The organism is Ralstonia sp. TCR112 (genome assembly GCF_007997035.1).
GTDB classification, from domain to species: domain Bacteria; phylum Pseudomonadota; class Gammaproteobacteria; order Burkholderiales; family Burkholderiaceae; genus Ralstonia; species Ralstonia edaphi.
Window position 1 is genome coordinate 1 of sequence record NZ_VOSS01000136.1, and the last position, 20,323, is coordinate 20,323.

General features: G+C 64.0%; 16 protein-coding genes and 1 pseudogene. 10 read left to right on the top strand and 7 right to left on the bottom strand.

Annotated elements, in window-relative coordinates; all coding sequences use genetic code 11:
• Positions 1-47: 47 nt before the first annotated feature.
• Positions 48-1,217: a 2-methylcitrate synthase gene (prpC, locus tag FUT88_RS23885; protein ID WP_065859522.1), complete on the bottom strand. Its 1,170-nt coding sequence runs from the start codon at positions 1,215-1,217 to the stop codon at positions 48-50.
• Between the two features lie 46 nt (positions 1,218-1,263).
• Entirely contained in the window at positions 1,264-2,160 is an 897-nt protein-coding gene (gene prpB / locus FUT88_RS23890; protein WP_027679535.1) for a methylisocitrate lyase, read from the bottom strand.
• A gap of 195 nt (positions 2,161-2,355) precedes the next feature.
• Between prpB and prpR the strand changes: the two genes are divergently transcribed.
• The 3 genes from prpR (at position 2,356) to FUT88_RS23905 (ending at position 6,707) form a co-directional block, all read left to right on the top strand.
• Entirely contained in the window at positions 2,356-4,302 is a 1,947-nt protein-coding gene (gene prpR / locus FUT88_RS23895; RefSeq protein ID WP_147218918.1) for a propionate catabolism operon regulatory protein PrpR, read from the top strand.
• Between the two features lie 140 nt (positions 4,303-4,442).
• Positions 4,443-5,114: an HD-GYP domain-containing protein gene (locus FUT88_RS23900; RefSeq protein ID WP_261797281.1), complete on the top strand. Its 672-nt coding sequence runs from the start codon at positions 4,443-4,445 to the stop codon at positions 5,112-5,114.
• Between the two features lie 246 nt (positions 5,115-5,360).
• The gene (locus FUT88_RS23905) at positions 5,361-6,707 is read left to right on the top strand and encodes a sensor domain-containing diguanylate cyclase (RefSeq protein WP_147218920.1); all 1,347 of its coding nucleotides are present in this window, start codon (positions 5,361-5,363) and stop codon (positions 6,705-6,707) included.
• Between the two features lie 25 nt (positions 6,708-6,732).
• On the opposite strand, the gene FUT88_RS23910 is transcribed toward FUT88_RS23905, so the two are convergent.
• The gene (locus FUT88_RS23910; protein WP_147218922.1) at positions 6,733-7,302 is read right to left on the bottom strand and encodes an isochorismatase family cysteine hydrolase; all 570 of its coding nucleotides are present in this window, start codon (positions 7,300-7,302) and stop codon (positions 6,733-6,735) included.
• Between the two features lie 179 nt (positions 7,303-7,481).
• On the opposite strand from FUT88_RS23910, the gene FUT88_RS23915 reads away from it, so the two are divergent.
• The 4 genes from FUT88_RS23915 (at position 7,482) to FUT88_RS23930 (ending at position 14,811) form a co-directional block, all read left to right on the top strand.
• The gene (locus FUT88_RS23915) at positions 7,482-8,792 is read left to right on the top strand and encodes a chloride channel protein (RefSeq protein ID WP_147218924.1); all 1,311 of its coding nucleotides are present in this window, start codon (positions 7,482-7,484) and stop codon (positions 8,790-8,792) included.
• A gap of 888 nt (positions 8,793-9,680) precedes the next feature.
• Positions 9,681-13,868, top strand: coding sequence for a YadA-like family protein (locus FUT88_RS23920; protein ID WP_147218926.1), 4,188 nt, complete (start codon positions 9,681-9,683; stop codon positions 13,866-13,868).
• 52 nt (positions 13,869-13,920) lie between these two features.
• A complete protein-coding gene (locus tag FUT88_RS23925) occupies positions 13,921-14,310 on the top strand; it encodes an outer membrane protein assembly factor BamE (RefSeq protein ID WP_147218928.1) in 390 nt (129 codons plus the stop codon).
• Between the two features lie 27 nt (positions 14,311-14,337).
• Positions 14,338-14,811, top strand: coding sequence for a DUF4019 domain-containing protein (locus FUT88_RS23930; RefSeq protein ID WP_147218930.1), 474 nt, complete (start codon positions 14,338-14,340; stop codon positions 14,809-14,811).
• 108 nt (positions 14,812-14,919) lie between these two features.
• Here FUT88_RS23930 and FUT88_RS23935 read toward each other — a convergent pair whose 3' ends face one another.
• A complete protein-coding gene (locus FUT88_RS23935; RefSeq protein WP_147218932.1) occupies positions 14,920-15,399 on the bottom strand; it encodes a VOC family protein in 480 nt (159 codons plus the stop codon).
• A gap of 165 nt (positions 15,400-15,564) precedes the next feature.
• Positions 15,565-15,963, bottom strand: a complete 399-nt coding sequence (locus FUT88_RS23940; RefSeq protein WP_147218933.1) for a RidA family protein — start codon at positions 15,961-15,963, stop codon at positions 15,565-15,567.
• Between the two features lie 165 nt (positions 15,964-16,128).
• Between FUT88_RS23940 and FUT88_RS23945 the strand changes: the two genes are divergently transcribed.
• The gene (locus FUT88_RS23945; protein ID WP_147218935.1) at positions 16,129-17,043 is read left to right on the top strand and encodes a LysR family transcriptional regulator; all 915 of its coding nucleotides are present in this window, start codon (positions 16,129-16,131) and stop codon (positions 17,041-17,043) included.
• A gap of 87 nt (positions 17,044-17,130) precedes the next feature.
• Here the strand turns inward: FUT88_RS23945 and FUT88_RS26325 are convergent, their stop codons facing one another.
• A complete protein-coding gene (locus FUT88_RS26325; protein ID WP_186829370.1) occupies positions 17,131-17,283 on the bottom strand; it encodes a hypothetical protein in 153 nt (50 codons plus the stop codon).
• A 58-nt stretch (positions 17,284-17,341) separates the two neighbouring features.
• The gene (locus FUT88_RS23950) at positions 17,342-18,757 is read right to left on the bottom strand and encodes a hypothetical protein (protein WP_147218937.1); all 1,416 of its coding nucleotides are present in this window, start codon (positions 18,755-18,757) and stop codon (positions 17,342-17,344) included.
• A gap of 621 nt (positions 18,758-19,378) precedes the next feature.
• Here FUT88_RS23950 and FUT88_RS26330 point away from each other — a divergent pair.
• Both FUT88_RS26330 and FUT88_RS23955 read left to right on the top strand, forming a co-directional pair.
• Positions 19,379-19,485: pseudogene (locus tag FUT88_RS26330) on the top strand (transposase); the annotation flags it as partial.
• A gap of 217 nt (positions 19,486-19,702) precedes the next feature.
• Positions 19,703-20,323, top strand: a 621-nt coding sequence (locus FUT88_RS23955; protein WP_147218939.1) for a response regulator transcription factor, incomplete at its 3' end; no start/stop codon positions are given.

Below are 20,323 nucleotides of genomic sequence, written 5' to 3' on the forward strand. Positions count from 1 at the left end.
GGAACGTCAAAGGCCAAACCGTCTGAGTGCGTGCGGTGGCGTTTCTCTTACGGGCGCTTGCCGATCGGTACGAACTTCAGGTCATCCGGGCCGGTGTAGTTGGCGCTCGGGCGGATGATCTTGTTGTCGATGCGTTGCTCGATGATGTGCGCTGCCCAGCCGGACGTCCGTGCGATCACGAACAGCGGGGTGAACATCGCGGTCGGTACGCCCATCATGTGGTACGACACGGCGCTGAACCAGTCCAGGTTGGGGAACATCTTCTTGATGTCCCACATCACGGTTTCCAGGCGCTCGGCAATGTCGAACATCTTGGTGTTGCCGGCTTCCTTCGACAGCTTGCGCGCCACTTCCTTGATGACCTTGTTGCGCGGGTCGGACACGGTGTACACCGGGTGGCCGAAACCGATCACGACTTCCTTGGCTTCCACGCGGCGGCGGATGTCGGCTTCGGCCTCGTCCGGGGTGTCGTAGCGCTTCTGGATCTCGAAGGCGACCTCATTGGCGCCGCCGTGCTTCGGGCCGCGCAGTGCGCCGATCGCGCCGGTGATGGCGGAGTAGATGTCCGAGCCCGTGCCGGCAATCACGCGGCCGGTAAACGTCGATGCGTTGAACTCGTGCTCGGCATACAGGTTGAGCGACACGTGCATCGCGTCGACCCACGACTTGGGCGGCTCCACGCCGTGCAGCAGGTGCAGGAAGTGGCCGCCGATGGAGTCGTCGTCCGTTTCGACTTCGATGCGCTTGCCGTTGTGGCTGTAGTGATACCAGTACAGCAGCATCGAGCCGAGCGAGGCCATCAGGCGGTCGGCGATGTCGCGCGCGCCTGGGGTGGCGTGGTCGTCCTTTTCGGGCAGCACCGTGCCCAGCACCGACACGCCGGTGCGCATCACGTCCATCGGGTGGGCGGAGGCGGGCACCCATTCCAGGGCGGCCTTCACGTTGGCGGGCAGGCCGCGCAGCGCCTTCAGCTTGGCCTTGTAGGCGGCCAGTTCGGCCTTGTTCGGCAGCTTGCCGTGCACCAGCAGGTGGGCGACTTCTTCAAACTCGCACGCGCCGGCCAGGTCGAGGATGTCGTAGCCGCGGTAGTGCAGGTCATTGCCGGTGCGGCCAACGGTACACAGCGCGGTGTTGCCGGCCGTCACGCCCGACAGGGCCACGGACTTCTTCGGCTTGAAGGCGCCTGCGTTCGGCGTGCTGTTATCGGCTTCGCTCATGGTGTGGTCTCCTTGGATGCGTTGAATTGGTTTGGATGCGGAGGCGTTATTTCTGTGCGGCAAACAGCGCGTCGAGCTTGTCTTCGTACGCGTGGTAGCCGAGATATTGATACAGATCGGCGCGCGACTGCATGGTTTCCACGGCTGCCTTCTGCGTGCCGTCACGCATCACCGTTTGATAGAAGTTGAGCGCCGCTGCGTTCATGGCGCGATAGGCGCCGCAGCAGTACAGCGCGATGTCGACGTTGGCGCTGCGCAGCTCGTCGGTGGTAAAGAGCGGCGTGCTGCCGAATTCGGTCAGGTTGGCCAGGATGGGCACCTTCACGGCGGCCTTGAAGCGGCGGTAGTCGTCCAGCGTCTTCATGGCTTCCGGAAAGATCATGTCGGCGCCCGCTTCCACGTAGGCGACGGCGCGCTCGATGGCGGCGTCGATGCCTTCGGAGGCGGCGGCGTCGGTGCGAGCCATGATGACGAAATCGTCATCGGTGCGGGCATCCACGGCCGCCTTCACGCGGTCGACCATTTCATCGGTGGAAACCACTTCCTTGCCCGGGCGATGGCCGCAACGCTTTTGGCCAACCTGGTCTTCCAGATGCACCGCGGCCACACCGGCCTTGATGAACGAGCGGATGGTGCGGGCGATGTTGAAGGCGCCGCCCCAGCCCGTGTCGATGTCGACCATCAGCGGGATCTGCACGGCATCGGTGATGCGGCGGGCGTCGATCAGCACGTCTTCCATCGTGCTGATGCCCAAGTCCGGAATGCCCAGCGAGTTGGCCGCCACGCCGCCGCCCGACAGGTACACGGCCTTGAAGCCGGTCTGCTCGGCCATCTTGGCGGCGTAGGCAGTGATGGCGCCCACCACTTGCAGCGGTTGGGATTCAGCCACCGCAGCACGGAATTTGGCGCCGGCGCTGGTGGGGTGTCGTTGCGTTGTGCTCATGTGTGGCTCCAGAAAGAACGGCCTAGGAGAGCAGGAAGCGGGCCACCCGTGCGGGTTGACGTAACCCCTTGATTTGTATGGGTGTGACGTTGCCGCCCGCGCGCACTCCATTTCAAAAATGAAACTTGCGATTTCAATATGGAAACGCGCGGCGCATAATGTCCGGACTGCTGTTGTTCCCTGTCGCGCCGCACCATGAGCCCCACTGCAACCGACCTGACCGACCGCCCTCGCATCTGGGCCTGCGGTATCAGCCGCCTGAGCGATCTCTTCCTCGACATTGCCGCCGAGTACAACGACCGCGCCGAGCTGCGCGTCATCACGCGCGGCTTTGAAGACATCGTGCGCGAGATCGACGCGGCCGGCCCCGAGCGTCCCGACGTGGTGGTGGCAGGCGGCTCCAACGGCGCTTATCTGAAGCCGCGTCTGTCCCTGCCGGTGGTCGTCATCAACCCGACGGGCTTTGACGTGATGCATGCACTGGCTCGCGCCCGCCGCGATGCGGAATCGGTGGCGCTTGTCACCCACGGCGACACGCCCGAAGAGGTGCGCCGTTTTGTCGCCGCCTATGGCATGGACGTGGTGTTTGCCTCGTACACCTCGCGCCAGGGCGCAGAGAGTTGCGTGCTGGACCTGCGCGACCGCGGCGTGGGCGTGGTGGTCGGCCCCGGCCTGGTGACGGACCTGGCGACGCAGGCCGGCATGAACGCCGTGTTCCTGTATTCGCGCGACTCGGTGCGTGCCGCATTTGATACCGCGCTGGAAGTCGTACAGGCCACGCGCCGCGAAACGCTGCGCCGCCAGCGGCTGGACAACCTGCTGCAGCATCTGCGCGACGGCGTGGTCGCGCTGGATGCGCAGGGCCGCGTGGAAGCCATCAACGAGCGGCTGGCCACGGCGCTTGGCATCGAGGCCAAGCAGGCCATCGGGCAACCGCTGCTCAGCATCGCGCCCAACCTGCTCGGCTTGCTGCCCGATAGCGATGGCGACACGCTTGGCACCGTGCGCGGCGTGAACTACGTCATCCACCGCGGCCCACTGGCGAGCGCTGGCGCGGGCGCCGCTGAAGGCACCGTCTTCACCTTCCAGGAATCCCGCGCGGTGGAGCGGCTGGACCGCACGCTGCGCTCGCGCCAGCGCCCGCAGCAGTTCAGCGCGCGGTACCGTCTGGAAGACCTTGTCGGTGAATCGCTGCCGATGGAGCGTGTGCGTACGCTCGTTCGCCGTTATGCCAAGTCCGACGCCACGGTGCTCGTGCTGGGCGAATCCGGCACGGGCAAGGAGATGGTCGCGCAGGGCATGCATCAGCTCAGCGCGCGGCGCGATTTTCCGTTTGTCGCCATCAATTGCGGCGCTTTTCCCGAGGCGCTGCTGGAAAGCGAGCTGTTCGGCTACGAAGAGGGCGCGTTCACCGGTGCACGCAAGGGCGGCAAGACCGGCTTGATTGAAGCGGCGCACCGCGGCACGCTGTTCCTCGATGAAATCGGCGAGATGCCGCTGCCGCTGCAAAGCCGCCTGCTGCGCGTGTTGCAGGAGCGCGAAGTGGTGCGGCTGGGTTCCACCGAGCCCACGCGCGTTGATATCCGCGTGGTGGCCGCCACGCACCGCGCACTGACAGATGCGGTGGAAGCCGGCACCTTCCGCGCAGATTTGTATTACCGCCTCAACATCCTCAGCATTGCGCTGCCCCCGCTGCGCGAACGGCCCGACGACGTGATGCCCCTGGCCGCAGAACTGCTCGTGCAGGCAGCGCGCCGCGAACCGCGCCTGCTGCTGCGCATTGCCGACACCGAAGACGCCGCCCGCGTGCTGGCCGGCATTGCCGAGCCGCTGCGGCGTTACACCTGGGCCGGCAACGTGCGCGAACTGCAGAGCGTGGTTGAACGGATTGCCGTGGAGCTGGCCTACGCCGATGACACCGACGCCATCACGTCAGATGTGCTGGGGCTGATTGCGCCCGAAGTGTTTGTCCACGCCACGGCCGGCAAACCGGCGGCCCAGACGCTGCGCGAGCGCAGCCGAGGCGTTGAGGCGGAAGAGATTCGCGCAGCGCTGGCAGCCCACGGCGGCGATCGGGATGCCGTCTGCGCAGCCTTGGGAATCAGCAAGACGACGTTGTGGCGGCGCTTGCAGATGGGATAGATCAAACATGAGCGCCGTGGGTGGTTGCGGTCGACCGGCGCGATGACTATCGTGCAGTCCTCCATCGAGCCTCACCGCGCGCCGATGGGCGCGCGACCAAGAAGGTCAACACCATGGCACAACAAAACCGCCCCCACATCATGCTCGCCAGCCTGACGCTTGCTGGCGCATCGCGTTATCCCTCTGCGCTTGGTCACCTCGTCCGGACTGCGGCTGTCGCGGCCTATCTGGCAAACGTTTTGGGGCTGGACGACGCCGAGCAGGAGCGCATTTACCTGGTCGCGCCCGTGCATGACATCGGCAAGCTCGGCATTCCAGATGACGTCCTGCTCAAGCCCGCTTCGTTGACCGACGTAGAGCACGAGATCATGCAGCGGCACTCGAATATCGGCGCCGACCTGCTTGCCGGGACGGCCGATCCGCTCCTGCAAATGGCAGCGAGCGTTGCGCGCCATCATCACGAGCATTTTGACGGCAGCGGCTATCCGGCCGGCCTTGCGGGGGACGGTGTCCCGCTGGCCGCGCGCATCGTCGCCGTTGCCGATGCGTTCGACGCCATGCTCGAGCCGCGCGTTTACCGCGAAGGCATGCCGGAAGACGACGCACTCGAGGCGCTGGCAGACCAGAGCGGCCGCTACTTCGATCCTGCGCTGGTGGATTGCTTCCTGAAGAACGTGTCCGGCGTGCGGCGCATTCGTGCCGCGACTGAAGACCTGGTACAGCAGTACGGCGACGTGTCGGGTGTCATCCGGTTTTATGGCGCGCGGGGCCAATCCCCCGGGTTCTTCCGGCATATCCAGGCGCTTCGATGACGGCGTGCGACGCGCCGCATGAATGGCCGCGGCATGCGCCGAACCCGCGGAAACCGCCGAGATGTCGTTTCCAACGGTCATTTCAAACGGGGTCACGCTCTTCGCGCTGATGCTTGCCGCGACACCCAATTTGGCGGGCGTCCAGCTTGCAGCGCAATGCCCACATAACCCTTCGGACGGCTTTTCGGTCGGCCCGGAACCGTGGAAAATCGCGCTCCAACCCCGCTCGCCAACCTGTAGTTCGGAATGACAGAAAACAATCCCTCGGAGACCGCCCGGCACGCCCTCAAGCTGCTGGCCTCACGCAGGTTGGCGCCCACGCCAGACAACTTTGCCTCGATCTATTACGAAATCGCCGGCAGCAAGCCCGACGCAGACGTCCAGGATGCAGAGCGGATGGCGCTTGTGCGGGAGTTGTGCGAGCAGCTCGCGCGCACGGTCGAAGGCTGCCTGCCGGTGCTCGGCGAAGACGATGCCAGCATCGGCCCCGCCGCCTGGGCGCTGATCCGGGCCTGCCGGTCCGAATTCGAAAGTCTTGCCAACCTGAACGCCAAGCTGTCGACGTTCAACCACCGCTTGTCGCTCGCGGCGGAAGATCAGAGCGAGATCCGCCGGGCGTTGCTGAGCCTGCTACAACTGGTGTTCGAAAACATCGCCGAGCTGTCCTTGGACGACCGCTGGCTGCGCGGCCAGATCGAAGCCCTGATGAAAGCCAGCGAAGCGCCCGTGAGCCTGCGCCGACTGGATGACCTGCGGCGCCGCCTCATGGAGGTCATCCAGAAGCAAAGCTCCCTGAAGAGCAAGTCGCTCGAAGCCCAGGAGGAGATGAAGCGGCTGCTGGCGGCCTTCATGGAGCGCCTGTCCGCCGCCGCCGAAACGTCAGGCGAGCATCACCGCCAGATGGAGGCCTGCGCCAAGAAGATCGAATCGGCCAACAGCATCGCCGACATCGCACCGGCCATTCAAGATGCGCTGTCGGCCACCCGCTGGATGTCGCTGGAGTCGGCGCGCAATCGCGACGTGCTGTCGGCCATGAAGGTCAAGGCCGAAGAGGCCGCCGCCGAAGTCGCGCAACTGCGCAAGGCGCTCGACATGGCATCGGCGTCGGCGCGTCACGATCTGCTGACCGGCGCGCTCAACCGCAAGGGTCTGGAAGAGGCGCTGGAGCGCGAGGTTGCCCGCGCAGCGCGCCAGAACACCGCCCTCTCCATCGCGTTCCTCGACATCGACGACTTCAAGTCGATCAACGACACCCACGGCCACAGTTTTGGCGACGATGCGCTGTCGCACCTGGCCCAGGTGGCGCGAGAATCGATGCGCCCGCAAGACACGCTCGCCCGCTTTGGCGGCGAGGAATTTGTGATCCTGATGCCGGACACGTCGCTGGAAGAAGGCGTGCAGACGATCGTCCGCCTGCAGCGCGCGCTCACCCTGCGCTTCTTTGCGGCAGGCGACACCCGGCTGTTCATCACCTTCTCCGCCGGCGTGGCGGAAGTCGGCAAGGATGAATCACCCATGGGGGCCATCCAGCGCGCCGACCGTGGCATGTATCAGGCCAAGCGCGCCGGCAAGAACAAGGTGGTCAGCGTCTGAAGCGCGCGCCCCAGGCTTGTTGCGACTACTCCAGCATCGATAGCGCATCGGCCAGTGACAGCGCCGTCGTGCGCGACTCAAACGCCGTCGCAAACAGATGGTCGTGCACGACCGGGTCGGGGTCGTAGCAGCAGTCCTTCACGGTGAACAGGCGGTAGTCGGCATCGCTCGCGTGCGCAATGGACGACAGCATCACGCCCGTCGACGCCACGCCCACCATGATCAAGGTATCAATGCCTTTGGCGGACAACCGCACCTGCAGATCGGTGCCGTAGAACACGCTGGCGCGGTGCGCGATGATGATCGGCTCATCGGGCTGGCGGCCGAGTTCCGGCGAGATGCGGTCTTCAACGAACAGCCCGAGTTGCTTGACGCCTTGCCCGTTCTTGTTCAACGGGCTGACCTCCGGATAGCCGGGGCTGAAGTGGAACTTCGCGAAGTAGACGCTCACGCCCTGGGCGCGCGCGGCGTCGCACAGCGTGCGGGTGTTGGAGAGCAGCGTGGGCGCGACCGAGGGAAACAACGCCATGATGTCGGTCTGGTAGTGCATGACCAACAATGCCGTTTGCTTGGGAACGAGCGCGAATGTCGACATAGGGCTACACGATCCGGGAGGGGAGGGCGGTCGACTCTATCACGCGTGCCTGTGTGGATGCGCCGCAGCCGCAGGCCGGAATGCGCGGGTTTGGCGGACGTTCGTAGTCACCCCGCCAAAGGCTGGCTCAACCACGGTCCTATAATCTCCGCTTCCGCCGAATCCACCCGCCAGCCCCCATGTTTTCTCCTCTCCACATCGCAGATCAATCAGCGCGTCGGGCCAGGAGACTCTGGGCAAACTACGGCATCTTCTGGCTCGGTGCCGTTTTGGTGGGGCTGGTGTCCGTTGGTTACGCCAAGCTCGTCGACGTTGGCTTCGAGCTTTTTCGGAACATGGTGTCGCACGCGTTCTGGCTGCCGATCGTCATCACGCCGCTGGGGGCGGCACTGGCCATCTGGCTGACGCGCCGGTTCTTTCGGGGGGCTGAGGGCAGTGGCATTCCGCAGGTCATTGCGACGCTGGAGGATGGGCGGCTGTCCAGCGCGCTGCTCTCCCTGCGCATCATGTTCGGCAAGATCGTCGTCTCGTTCCTGGGCATCCTCTGCGGCTTCACGATCGGGCGAGAGGGGCCCACGGTGCAGATTGGCGCATCGCTCATGTATGCCATGCGGCGGGGCTATCGTCGGAGCAGCAAGCACATCGAGCGGCAGCTCACGCTCGCAGGCGCGGCCGCGGGGCTTGCGGCGGCGTTCAACACGCCACTGGCCGGCGTCGTGTTTGCCATTGAAGAACTGACGCGCAGTTTCGTGGCGCGCAATAGCGGCACGCTCATCACCGCCATCATTTTTTCCGGCGTGGTCGCGCTGGGCCTGCAAGGCAACTATCTGTATTTCGGGCGCATCCAGGCCATCGGGCAATTCCATCTGGCGCTGGTGCCTGTGGTGATTGGCGCGAGTGTCATCTGTGGCGTGGCGGGCGGCGTGTTCTGCTGGCTGCTGCTCAACATCCCCCGCTGGATGCCTGCGCGGCTGGTTGAAATCCGACAGGCGCAACCCGTCTGGTTCGCCTTCCTGTGCGGAGTCGCCATCGCTTTGATCGGCCTGGTGTCAGGCGGCACCACGTTCGGCAGCGGTTATGCCGAAGCGCGGGGCCTGCTGGAAACGCATCAAGCGCTCTCGCCGTTCTATGCGGTGCTCAAGTTCGGTGCGCTCATCGCCTCGTACCTGTCCGGCATTCCGGGCGGCATCTTCGCGCCGTCGCTGGCGATTGGAGCAGGGCTTGGCAACGTCATGGCGCTCGTGACATCGGCAATCCCGCTGCCGAGCCTTGCCGCGCTCTGCATGGTCGGCTACCTGGCGGCAGTCACGCAGTCGCCCATCACATCGTTCGTGATCGTGATGGAGATGATCGACGGCCACGAGATGGTCTTGCCGCTCATGGCCGTGGCGTTGCTGTCGAGCCAGGTATCCAAGATGCTGACGCCGTCGTTCTATCACACGCTTGCGCACCGGTTCCGGGCGTCGGTGCCGCGGCCGGCTGCGCAGTAGACACGCTCGCTAGCGGCACGAACCCACACTGCCCGCACAGCGCTCGTCCAAATACCCCAATCCGTGCTCAATGAAAGAGCGGCGCACCCCGACAAGGGCGCGCCGCTCTTTTTTTTTGCGCAAAGTTCTATTTGAAATGCCCGCGCAGTTATTAACCCTTGCGCAGTCGGGGATATATCAATCCATCAATCGATCTCTAGAAATATTTCCGTGCGTTAACAAATTCCAGTGGCGAGCATATCTAAATCAATTGGTTTACCAAACTAGGCATACTGGGCCGTTCCAATTGTAAAAACCTCGGTATTTCTAGTCCTAAATATCTAGACACCATTCGCAAAGTCGTCTACTTTTGTTCAGAATTTAGAGTTTTCCCTCTGCGCTCGCTCAGCCCCTGCACATCAAGACGGGTTTGTGCATTGAGTCGGCGCTCCTACGTCAATAAAAAAGCCGCATCTACCGGGGGTACGGTAGCCATGAGTACGACGAGCTACACGGTCAGCGCAAACGATTGGGCTGATGCAGGACACCAGGGACGTGTCTATCCACGCCCAGCCCACGCCATTCATGTTGCCATCAAGTGGCCGTTCGACCCGCCCTGATTCTTCACGCCCTAACGGGCCAAACCGTTGACCACTGAACATTCGGCTCAGCGGACCAGCATTTAACTCCTGCCATATTGAAGACGCTCCGTATCGGGGCGGCGAGTTGCTGCGTCCTTTTAAAGCCGCGTGGTAATCGGCCATTGAATTTCTGGCAGTTCCAATCAATCGGGAACCCGCAGTTTTTGCCGGCGCCTGGGGCGCGTTCGTCCTTGTGCTGTGTGCCGCGTAATGGCTGACCCGGTTTTTCTCTTTTTCTTGCGCTCTTGGCGAGCACGGTGGAATCCAAATGAACAAGTCCTACAAAACGATCTGGAATGAGGCGCTGGGCGCCTGGGTGGCGGCGTCGGAGCTGGATAAGGCTAAAGGGAAGGGCGGCACGGTCCAGCGTATCGGGCGCGCCTCCAGCCTGAACTCCGCCAGCGGCGCGATGACGCTGATCGCGGCGGCGGTCGCCGTCTTTGGCGCCGCGGTGCCGGAAGAGGCGCTGGCGCAGGTGAACTGTTCCGGAGCGCCGTATTACGCCTACAGCGGTAGCTCGACCTGCGCGGGTTATCTGGCCGTCGCCAGCCAAGGCGGCTCTACAGCGTTTGGCTACAACACCCAGAGTACGGGGCTGAATGCGCTGGCTGTCGGTTATCAATCGATTGCTTCCGGCACCAATTCCATCTACCTGGGTGCGCGCAGCGCAGCGGGTACCGGTGCGAGCGCTGCGTCGGCGATCGGCATCGGCACCGACGTTACGGCAAACGGCAACTCGGCCATCGGTATTGGTGTGCAAAGCGTCTCCAGCGGCAACTTGTCGACGGCCGTCGGCCCCTTGGCGAAGGCCACCGGAGACAACACCGTTGCAGTGGGCACCAGTTCCAACGCGTCGGCGTCGGGTGTCGTCGCAGTGGGTAGCGGGGCGGCCGGTTCGCAAATCAACGGGGTCGCCGTGGGCTCGGGCGCGGTGGCCTCAGGCACCAACGCCATTTATTTGGGCGCACGCACCGGGGGTACGGGCGCGAGTGGCGGTTCGTCCATCGCAATCGGTACCGATGTCACTGCGAGCGGCACGAATTCGATATCGGTCGGTGCTACCAGCACCGCGTCTGGCACGACGTCCGTCGCGCTTGGCGCCAGCGCCCAGGCGACGAATGCCGCCGCCACCGCTGTCGGTAACGGCGCAAAAGCCAGCGGCAACACGGCTCTCGCGCTCGGCGGACAGGCGCTTGCCATCGGCGACGGCACCGTTGCGGCGGGTCAGGGCGCTGGTGCGGGCTCGACCACCGGCAACACCGGCTCGGTGGCCGTCGGTATCGCCACCGGCACGCTCGTGAGCGGCGCGCAGAACACCGCAGTTGGCGGCGGCATCGCGAGCGCGATGCGTGGCGCGGGGTCTGGCGTCACCGGCACGCGCAACGTCGCGATGGGCGCGGGCGACGGAACGGTCACGTATGACGGCACGCTGGCCGCATCCGCGGGTAACTTGGTGTCCGGCAACGACAACATCGCGATCGGCACGAACGCGGGCATCGGCGTGACTGCAAACGGCACGACATCGATCGGTTTGAACGCCAAGGCATCAGCCACAGGGTCGATTGCCGTCGGCGTTCTGTCGGCGGCCTCGGGCGGTTTTGGCGTGGCGGTGGGCAACGCGTCGGTGGCTTCGCAAAGTGGCGCAACAGCCGTGGGCAGCGGCGCAACAGCGTCCGGTGTATCGGGCACGGCCATCGGAAACAACGCGGTGGCATCTGGCACGAACGCCGTGGCGATGGGTCTGGGCGCGCAGGCTACGGGCACCAACAGCGTGAGCATTGGCACAAGCAACGTCGTCAGCGGTGCGAATTCCGGCGCGATCGGCGATCCGACCACCATCACGGGCTCGGGTTCGTATTCGCTCGGTAACAACAACACGATCAATGCGAACAACGCGTTCGTCGTGGGCAACGGCGTGACGGTAGCCGGCGGCCTGGACGGCGCGGTTGTCCTCGGCAATGCGTCGACCGTGTCGGCCGCCGTGCAGACGCCGAACGGCGTGGTCGCAGGAACGACCCGCACCTTCGCAGGCGGCACGCCGGCGGCAGGCGACGTCGTCAGCGTCGGCTCGGCCGCTGCGCCGCGGCAGATCCAGAACGTCGCTGCCGGACGGATCAGCGGCAGCTCGACGGATGCCATCAACGGCTCGCAGCTGTTTGCGACCAACCAGGCGGTGGATGGCATCTCCACCACGGTCAACAACATCCAGAGCGGCGCCGGCATCAAATACTTCCACGCCAATTCCACGGCGGCGGATAGCCAAGCGACCGGCACGGAAAGCGTGGCCGTGGGGCCGCTCGCAGTGGCCAGCGGCGCGAACAGCGTGGCCATGGGGAATGGCGCGCAGGCCACGGCCGCCAACTCCGTCGCGCTCGGCGCCAACTCCACCACGACTGCCAACCTGGGTGCCGCTGCCTACAACCCCGGCACAGGAGTGCTGGCGGGTACTTCGCCGGTGGGCGAGGTGTCGGTGGGCTCCGCCGGCAACGAGCGCCGCGTCACCAACGTCGCCGCCGGGTCGGCCGCAACGGATGCCGTGAACGTGAGCCAGTTGCAGTCGGTGCAAACCGAGCTGACGCAAACCAAGAACGACGCGCTGCTGTGGGACCCGACCGCCAACGGCGGCACGGGCGCCTTCAGTGCCAACCACGGCGGCACCGGCCCGAACATCATCACGAACGTTGCGCCGGGCGCATTGAACGCCACGAGCACGGATGCGGTGAATGGCTCGCAGCTCTTCGCGACCAACCAGAACGTCACCAACCTCGGCAACACGATCAACAACATCCAGAACGGCGGCGGCATCAAGTATTTCCATGCCAATTCAACGGCGGCCGACAGCCAGGCCACCGGCACCGACAGCGTGGCCATCGGGCCGCTCGCGGTGGCCGCCGGCGCCACCAGTCTTGCAGCTGGCAACGGCGCACAGGCGCAAACGGCCAACGCACTTGCGCTGGGTTCGCTGTCGACGGTGTCGGTGGCAGGCGGTGTGGCCATCGGCTCGGGCGCCATCTCGGATCGCGCCATTGCCTCCGGTGTCGGCTCGATTCCCGCCGGCAGCCAGGCCGTTCCGTTCAACACGGCTGACGGGACGCTGCTGGGCGCCGTGTCGTTCGGCAGCGCCGCAGGCAACACGTATCGCCAGTTGACGAACGTGGCCGACGGCACGGGCCAGCACGATGCGGCAACGATCCGCCAGCTGACCGGCGCGCTGCAATCGTTCGCAGTTACGCCCACGCTGTACTTCCACGCCAACTCGACAGCGGCCGATTCGCTCGCAGTCGGTTCGCAGTCGGTGGCAGTTGGGCCGACGACGGTGGTGAATGGTGACAACGGTGTCGGCATCGGCAACGGCGCGATCGTTCAGCAAACCGCGCCGGGCGGCATCGCCATCGGCCAGGCATCGACCTCCGGCCAGGCCGATGCGATTGCACTGGGCAGCGGATCGACCGCAAACGGCGCGCAGTCCATCGCGCAGGGCGCCAACGCAAACGCGGCATTGGCCGGCGGCATCGCCATCGGTTCGGGCGCGAAGAGCAACGCGGTGGACGCCATGGCACTGGGCTCCGGCGCCAACGCCACGTTTGCCAACAGCGTTGCGCTGGGCGCGGGCTCGCTCACTTCGGTAGGCGCGTTGACCAACTACATGGCCTTTGGGCTGACAGCGCCGCAAACGTCGTCGGGTGAGCTGAACGTGGGCAATCGCCAGATCACGGGTGTGGCTGCCGGCCGCCTGGGTTCGGATGCAGTCAACGTGTCGCAGCTGCAGGCCGTCCAGCAACAGTTGGCCACGTACATCAACAACAACGGCGGAACGTTCACGTCCACCTCGCCCAACGGCACGACCAACAACACGCCGCCGGCCACGCCGGGCCCGAACTCTTCGGCGGGCGGCACGGGCTCGGTGGCGTCGGGCAGCAACAGCACGGCGTTGGGCAACAACTCGCAGGCAACGGGCAACAACACCACCGCCGTCGGTACCGGCGCAGTCGCCACGGGCAGCGGGTCAACGGCCATTGGTGCTGGCAGCAATGACGGCGGTCGCACAGATGTCGTGTCGGTGGGTTCGTCCACCTTGTCGCGTCAGGTCATCAACGTGGCGGCCGGCACGGCACCCACTGATGCCGTCAACGTGTCACAGCTGAACAACGCCCTCACGCAGGCCAACAACTACACCGACAACCAGATCGCGGGCCTGCGCAACAGCATCGATTCGTACCGGCGCGATGCAGAAGGCGGTACTGCCATGGCCATGGCAATGGCGGGCCTGCCGCAACCGACCGGCCCCGGCAAGAGCATGGTGGCGGTGGCAGGCAGTGTGTACAACGGCCAATCGGGTCAGGCGCTCGGTATCTCAACGGTGTCGGAAAACAACCGCTGGATCTACAAGGCCGCCGTCTCTACCAACACGCGCGGCACCTACGGCGCCGTGGTCGGTGCCGGGTATCAGTGGTGAGGCCAGCCGCAGCACAGCAACCACCGCAACGTGACTCTTTCGGATTCCTGATATGAACAAGCGCTCAATTCCCGCCTGCATCGCAACGCTCTCGTGCATCTTCGCCCTTGCAGCATGCGCCGGCCCCGGCCCCACCGATACCGCGTTTCCCAAACCGGACACGGCGATGACGCCCGAGGGTTCGTTCCCCAACGTTGACCACCTGCGCATGGTCGAGCCCGGCATGACCAAGGGCCAGGTCTATGAGCTGATCGGCGTGCCGCATTTTCATGAGAGCGTGTTTCGCGTGCGCGTGTGGAACTACCTGTTCCACTTCCGCAGCGCAGACAAGCCCGTCACGTGTCAGTACCAGATCCAGTTTGACGACGACAGCCGCGTGACCAAGACGCGATGGGCCGACCCGCAGTGCGAGACCTTTGCACCAGCAAAGCCCGCACAGTAACCAGACCGGTCAGAAGGAGAGTGTTGGATGAAACGTCTTGACGGCGCATTGAAGATCGTTGCGGCGGGCGCCCTTGCCGCCGCTTGCGTGCTGGCACACGGCGCGGAAGCGGGCGACTCCGCAGACGAATTGCTCGGCAACGCCACGCTCGCGCTCAAGCGCATTGACGCGGGCGACTACACCGCACTGTGGCACCAGACGGCGCCTTTCGTGCGCGGTTTCTACACGGCCGATCGCTTTGCCAGCGGGCTCACGCAAGCGCGCAAGTCGGTCGGGGCGGTTAGCCAGCGCGGCTGGGCATCCGTCACGCGGCTGACCTATACAAAGGTCAAAGACGTTCCGGATGGCCTGTATGCAAACGTCGACTACGCAACGCGGCTCGCGGATGGCCGCATCGTCTACGAGAAGGTGAGCTTCCAGCTGGGTGCAGACGGGCGCTGGTACTTCACCGGCTATGACGCGCGTCAGAACCAGGAGGCCGTGACGCAGGCAAAGAAGTGACCGCGTGGTCCCGCACACCCACGCGGTCTGCCTGATCCGGGCATCGGTCTGCATTGCCGAGCCGCACACGCCCGGCAATGCAGATGCGGCAACCGATGAACGGTGAACTTAACCGCGCCGCGCCGCCTCAATCGTCGCGATGTCGATCTTGCGCATCGTCATCATCGCGTCGAATGCGCGCTTGGCCGCTGCGCGGTCCGGGTCGGTAAAGGCCGCCGTGAGTGCGCGCGGCGTGATCTGCCACGACAGCCCCCACTTGTCCTTGCACCAGCCGCAGGCGCTTTCCTGCCCGCCGTTGCTGACGATGGCGTCCCACAGCCGGTCCGTCTCGGCCTGGTCGTCGGTCGCAATCTGGAACGAGAACGCCTCGCTGTGCTTGAACTGCGGGCCGCCGTTCAGCCCCAGGCACGGAATGCCCGCCACGGTAAATTCCACCGTCAGCACGTCGCCTTCCTGGCCGGCGGGGTAGTTGCCCGGCGCGCGGTGGACTGCGGTGACTTTGCTGTCCGGGAAGGTCTTGGCGTAGAAGTTGGCCGCGTCCAGCGCATCGCGGTCGTACCACAGACAGATCGTGTTCTTGCTGACCATGCATGTCTCCTCAAGGGGGCGGGCACCGGCATTTGCGGTCGCGGCATCCCACAGCGGTGCTCTTGCCGTTCAGTGATGGTGACGTGGGTGCCATTGCCGTGGCTGCACTCTCTCACACTCCTGCAGCCGCCATATGTACTGATTCTCGTAGGTTTGACGCATGCGTCATGCCGGCTCCGGCAGCTTGGCGATCACCTTGATCTCGAACTGGAAGCCGTACAGCCACGTCACGCCGATGCCCGTCAGCGTGGGGTAGGGCGCCTCGCCCCAATGCTCCCCAACCACCTTCCAGATCGGCTCGAACTGCGTTTCGGGGTTGACGATAAAGACCGTCACATCCACCACGTCCTGGAACGTGCAGCCGGCGGCGGAGAGGATCGCATTCAGGTTCTCGAAGGCCAGCGCCACCTGCTTCTGCAGATCGGGCTCGGGTGACCCATCTGGCCGGCTGCCCACCTGGCCAGACACAAACAAGAAACCGTTGGAGCGGATGGCCGGTGAATAGCGGTTTCGCTCATACAGCGCTTGGCGCGCGGCCGGAAACACAACATCGTGTGCAGACATGAATCGCTTCCTTGCAGAGGGAGGAATAGGGAATGGGAATGGGGATCGGGTTTGAAGGCTGCGCAGCCAGGGCACTGTAAGCATTCGCACGCCGTGGATAAACCACGCATGCCTACAATCACTGTTTGCTGTTGCCAAACAATCCTTCCTGCAACGGGGCCCGACGTGGACCGATTCGATGCACTGCAGGCCTTCGTCCGCGTGGTGGAGGCCGGCAGCTTTACCAAGGCAGCGCAGACGCTGCAGATCAGCAAGACCACCGTCACGCAGCTCGTTCAGCAGTTGGAGGCGCGCTTGCGCGTCAAGCTGCTGAACCGCACCACGCGGCAGGTCAACGTCACCGCAGATGGCGCTGCGTATTACGAGCGCGCCGTGCGCCTGCTGGCCGATCTTGAAGACGCCGACACCAGCCTCTCCACCGCATCCGCCGCACCCCGGGGGCGCCTGCGCGTGGATGTGCCCAGCCCATTTGCGCGGTTGATCCTCGCCCCCGAATTGCCGGCATTCCACGCGCGCTATCCCGACATCCAGCTCCACATTGGCGCGAGCGACCGCATGGTCGACGTGATTGGCGACAACGTCGATTGCGTGATCCGCGGCGGCGAGCTTGCCGACTCCTCCCTCCAGGCCCGCCGCGTGGGCGCGTTGCGCCTTGGGGTGTATGCGGCACCGCGCTATCTGGAAGAGGCCGGCACGCCCCAGCACCCGAGCGAGCTGGAAGATGCGCGCCACCGCATCGTCGGTTTTCTGAGCACGCTCAGCGGCAAGCTCCGGCCGCTCACGCTGCAGCGTGACGATGAAACCTTCAACGTGAGGGCGCGCTATGCCGCTGCGCTCGATGACGGCAATGCCTACCTTGCCGCCGGCGTGGCCGGGATGGGCGTGATCTGGTTGCCCCACTACATGGGCGAGCCCCACGTGGCGCGCGGTGAACTGGTACCGCTGTTCACCGATTGGCGCCTCGCCCCCATGCCGATGTACCTGGTGTTTCCACCCAACCGGCACGTCAGCGCAAAGCTGCGGGCGTTCATGGGCTGGGTGGATGAGTTGATGGCGCGGCATGCGCGGTGGGGTGGGTGAGCGCGCCAGGGGCCAAGAAAGAAGATGGACAAGTGGGCGAAAAGTCAGCGTCCTATGCCTTTGGCCGACGCAATGGCTTTGAGTTGCCTACAGGCCATAACTGTGTTCTGCCGCCTGTTCGATACCCCCGCCCTGTTCACCGCGCATGTCCATCACTTTGCGTTCGATCTTCCTGCAGATCTCGAGCATGGGCACGCCATTCGGGTTGCCTTCGAAGGGGCTCTTCTTGCGCTCGCCCACTTGTTCCCAGCGTGAGGTACGCCCGCGAGATCATCGCGCCGGACGCAAGGACGAGCCTTTATCGGGCTGGTAGCGCCCCCTCAAGGTCGGGGTCGAGTTCCTCTAACCTCACAGTGCTTCGAGGAAGGGGTCGTGCTTGCTCGCCAGCAAACATCTGGAACACGCGATCGCCAATGCTTCTCAGTCCGTTCAACATATTCGACGGGCTCATGTTCATGAGTGCCTCGATTCCACGCGCAGCTGCATGCCCGACTGGGCCCGGCATCGTCAAGTTCAGTGCGCTCATCGCGATCGAACCGACCAACAGTCCACTTACGCCGCGCTCCATGAAGTCATTCGCTGCTTTGTTGGCCGCGAGTACCGCCAGCATGACCAGGCTCAGTCCAACAAAAGTTTTGAACTCTTCCAAGGCGTCCTTGCGGCTCACGTTCTTGTCGGCCATCAAGCTGAACATCAATGCGGAGGTAAAGGCAGCGTCGGACGCGAGGTCCACAGTTCCAATCTTGTCGGGCAGCATTAAAACCGTCGTTGCTGTGCAAACCGCGGTCGAGAATAGAGCGAGCGCGAGTTTTGCGGAGCGGTCGCTATTCTGTGCGTGCCCCTCGGCGGCCGGAAGACCGATGCACTCGGCGAGTTCGTCTGCAATGCGCTGATAGGCGCTTACCGCGATCGCCACCTGCTTGCTCAAGTGGGGGCTCAGCTCGCGGCCGTGCTCGGTTATAAACCTATCCTTGGCGCCATTGAGCATCTGCTGGTCCATCTCGACCGCGTTTCTCACTGCATGCAGCGCGGCTTTCGTTTCGGAAGAGAGCGCCACGCCTGCCTTGCGCAAGTCCGGATGTGTCGACCCGGTGCGCCAGACGTTGTACTTGTCCCGAATTTCTTTCGACAGAAAGCCGCCAAACAGTGCACCGGTCGATACGGCCCCGGCCGCAATGTTGAACGTCGGACTGTCGTTGAGGAATCTCAGGCTGCTGACAAACGTAGGCAGGGCGAACTCTACCGCTTGCACCATGTTCGCGTAGTAGCGCGCCATGGCCCGGTCTTTCAGGAGATTGTTGTCTGTCGTCGGCGTGCGGATCATGCCGATGGCTTCGACCATTGCTTTGGCCATCAGCGCCACAATTTCCGCTTCAGTCTTCTGTTGCCGTGGCTTCGTCATGAGCGGGATCATCAACGGCAACGGCGCCAGCATGGCATTAATACCGATAACCTTCGCGGCACGTTCGCCCAGGGATTTATCCGTTTGCAGTGCTTTGAGCGTGACCCCGACTTCATCAAGGCGCGCTTTGAATCGCGTTGCCAGCGCGCCATCGAGCCCAGCGCTATCCAGATGGCTCTTCAACTCCGAAACGTGGCCTACCAGGCGATCCAACCGGGCGCCATCGCCATCGGTCGCGTCCGTGGGGGTCCGCAATGCCGCGATGAATTCATGATCGTCGGCTGGGCTCAACAGTGTGCGTATGTCGGCCATGTTCCATAGCCGTTGCATGACGCCGGCTTGCGAAGATGCTGCCAATGGTATCGACGCGTCTTGCGTGCCGTCCTGGAGAACTGTTCCGTGCGCATCACCGATGTCGACGCTGTGTTCGCTCCTGGCGCGAGCGACGGGTGTCCTGATTCCGCCTACGCCGGGGCTACGAGCGTGCGGTCCCGTCGCGACGGAGCGTTGACTGGCTGTTGCCAGCCTCCGGCCGGCCCCTCGGCGTGTTTTCGTTTCTGTTGAGTCGTCGGACAAAGCGGCACCGAGCCGCGCCGGAAGGCTGCGCGTGCGGCGAAGCCCATGCAACGGGCTACCTTCCGCCACGGAAGACCGTGATGCGCCCGCTGATGCGACGTGAACTTCATTCCCGGGAGTGTGACTCTGCTCAGCAACTGTCGGCATGGCGACGTTGCCGGTTGGATTGATTTTCATCGTTTCGAGACTCCAATTCTGTACACCGTGACTGCGGCAAGCGCTGCCTACGGCGTCGAGGTATGCGCCATATGGCAAGTGAACGTTCCACAGTACGTTGGAGTGTCGATAAAGATCACGGATGACGCGAAGGGCAGGGGAACCTAACGAAACTCTCCGATCCGGTATAGCGAAATCTCGTATCCGATCGTGTTCTTCGACGCGCTGCGGGGAAGTTTCGGGAGGAGGCCGTAGTACGCAACGAGGCCGTCGATCTGGCGCCAGGCGTCTTGCCCAATGGCATGCGCTGCTTCCGTGAGCTGCGGCCGCCGTGATCGTGATTCGCGCCTAAATATTTCAAATAGATGTCAATTTGATGACAAATGCATCGATTCGCAGAGTAATTGCTGCCACACCGGAATATCACTCTTGGGAGGGATGTGTGAAGGAATTGTGAAAGTTATGCTGGATAAAAGAAAACAAGCGCGGCCGCATTGATTGGCACCGCATGAGTCGGGAGATGTCATGAAATTCGCCATCCTTACCAGCAATCCCCGCAACTTTGCGTTCGTGACGGCTTGTCTCTCAGCGCAGGACGTGACGTGCGAGCGATTCGACGATGCATTGGCATTGCTGCGTGCGCGGCGCAGTGAGGTCTTCGATTTACTGATGATCGATGCACAGCTATTCAGTACGGCCGGCAAACTCGTGCTGTCCTGGCGCGAGTGCAACGCCGATATGTGCTGGCCAACGCTGGTGTTCGGCAATTTTGTCGAACGCGCCGAAATGCGGGCCGTTTTTGACAGCGCTGTCGACGACTTCATCACCGGCCACTTCACCGCCGAGGAGTTGAAGGCGCGTGTACGCCGCGTCCTGCGCAGCGCCGAGCACGGGAGTCAGAAAACCGAGTCCGCCACGCGTGCGGTGGTCGGGCCGTACCGTTTGTGCCGGCTTACCCGGACGGTGACTTTGCGCGGCACGCCCATCCGTTTGACCGCCCGCGAATTTGCCACGGCCTGGCTGTTGTTCTCGTCTTCCGGGGCGTTTCTGTCACGTCAGCAGATCGCTTCGGCCGTGTGGGGAACGGACGCCAGCGTTGCAGAGCGTTCCATCGAACAGCATGTCTACAAGCTGCGCAAGAAGCTG

Coding starts and splice junctions, on each gene's coding strand:
- FUT88_RS23940 (WP_147218933.1), bottom strand. CDS start 15,963: ATGTCTGCACACGATGTTGTGTTTCCGGCCGCGCGCCAAGCGCTGTAT.
- FUT88_RS23910 (WP_147218922.1), bottom strand. CDS start 7,302: ATGTCGACATTCGCGCTCGTTCCCAAGCAAACGGCATTGTTGGTCATG.
- prpB (WP_027679535.1), bottom strand. CDS start 2,160: ATGAGCACAACGCAACGACACCCCACCAGCGCCGGCGCCAAATTCCGT.
- FUT88_RS23950 (WP_147218937.1), bottom strand. CDS start 18,757: ATGGCCGACATACGCACACTGTTGAGCCCAGCCGACGATCATGAATTC.
- FUT88_RS23915 (WP_147218924.1), top strand. CDS start 7,482: ATGTTTTCTCCTCTCCACATCGCAGATCAATCAGCGCGTCGGGCCAGG.
- FUT88_RS23935 (WP_147218932.1), bottom strand. CDS start 15,399: ATGGTCAGCAAGAACACGATCTGTCTGTGGTACGACCGCGATGCGCTG.
- prpC (WP_065859522.1), bottom strand. CDS start 1,217: ATGAGCGAAGCCGATAACAGCACGCCGAACGCAGGCGCCTTCAAGCCG.
- FUT88_RS23900 (WP_261797281.1), top strand. CDS start 4,443: ATGCTCGCCAGCCTGACGCTTGCTGGCGCATCGCGTTATCCCTCTGCG.
- FUT88_RS23920 (WP_147218926.1), top strand. CDS start 9,681: ATGAACAAGTCCTACAAAACGATCTGGAATGAGGCGCTGGGCGCCTGG.
- FUT88_RS23930 (WP_147218930.1), top strand. CDS start 14,338: ATGAAACGTCTTGACGGCGCATTGAAGATCGTTGCGGCGGGCGCCCTT.
- prpR (WP_147218918.1), top strand. CDS start 2,356: ATGAGCCCCACTGCAACCGACCTGACCGACCGCCCTCGCATCTGGGCC.
- FUT88_RS23905 (WP_147218920.1), top strand. CDS start 5,361: ATGACAGAAAACAATCCCTCGGAGACCGCCCGGCACGCCCTCAAGCTG.
- FUT88_RS23925 (WP_147218928.1), top strand. CDS start 13,921: ATGAACAAGCGCTCAATTCCCGCCTGCATCGCAACGCTCTCGTGCATC.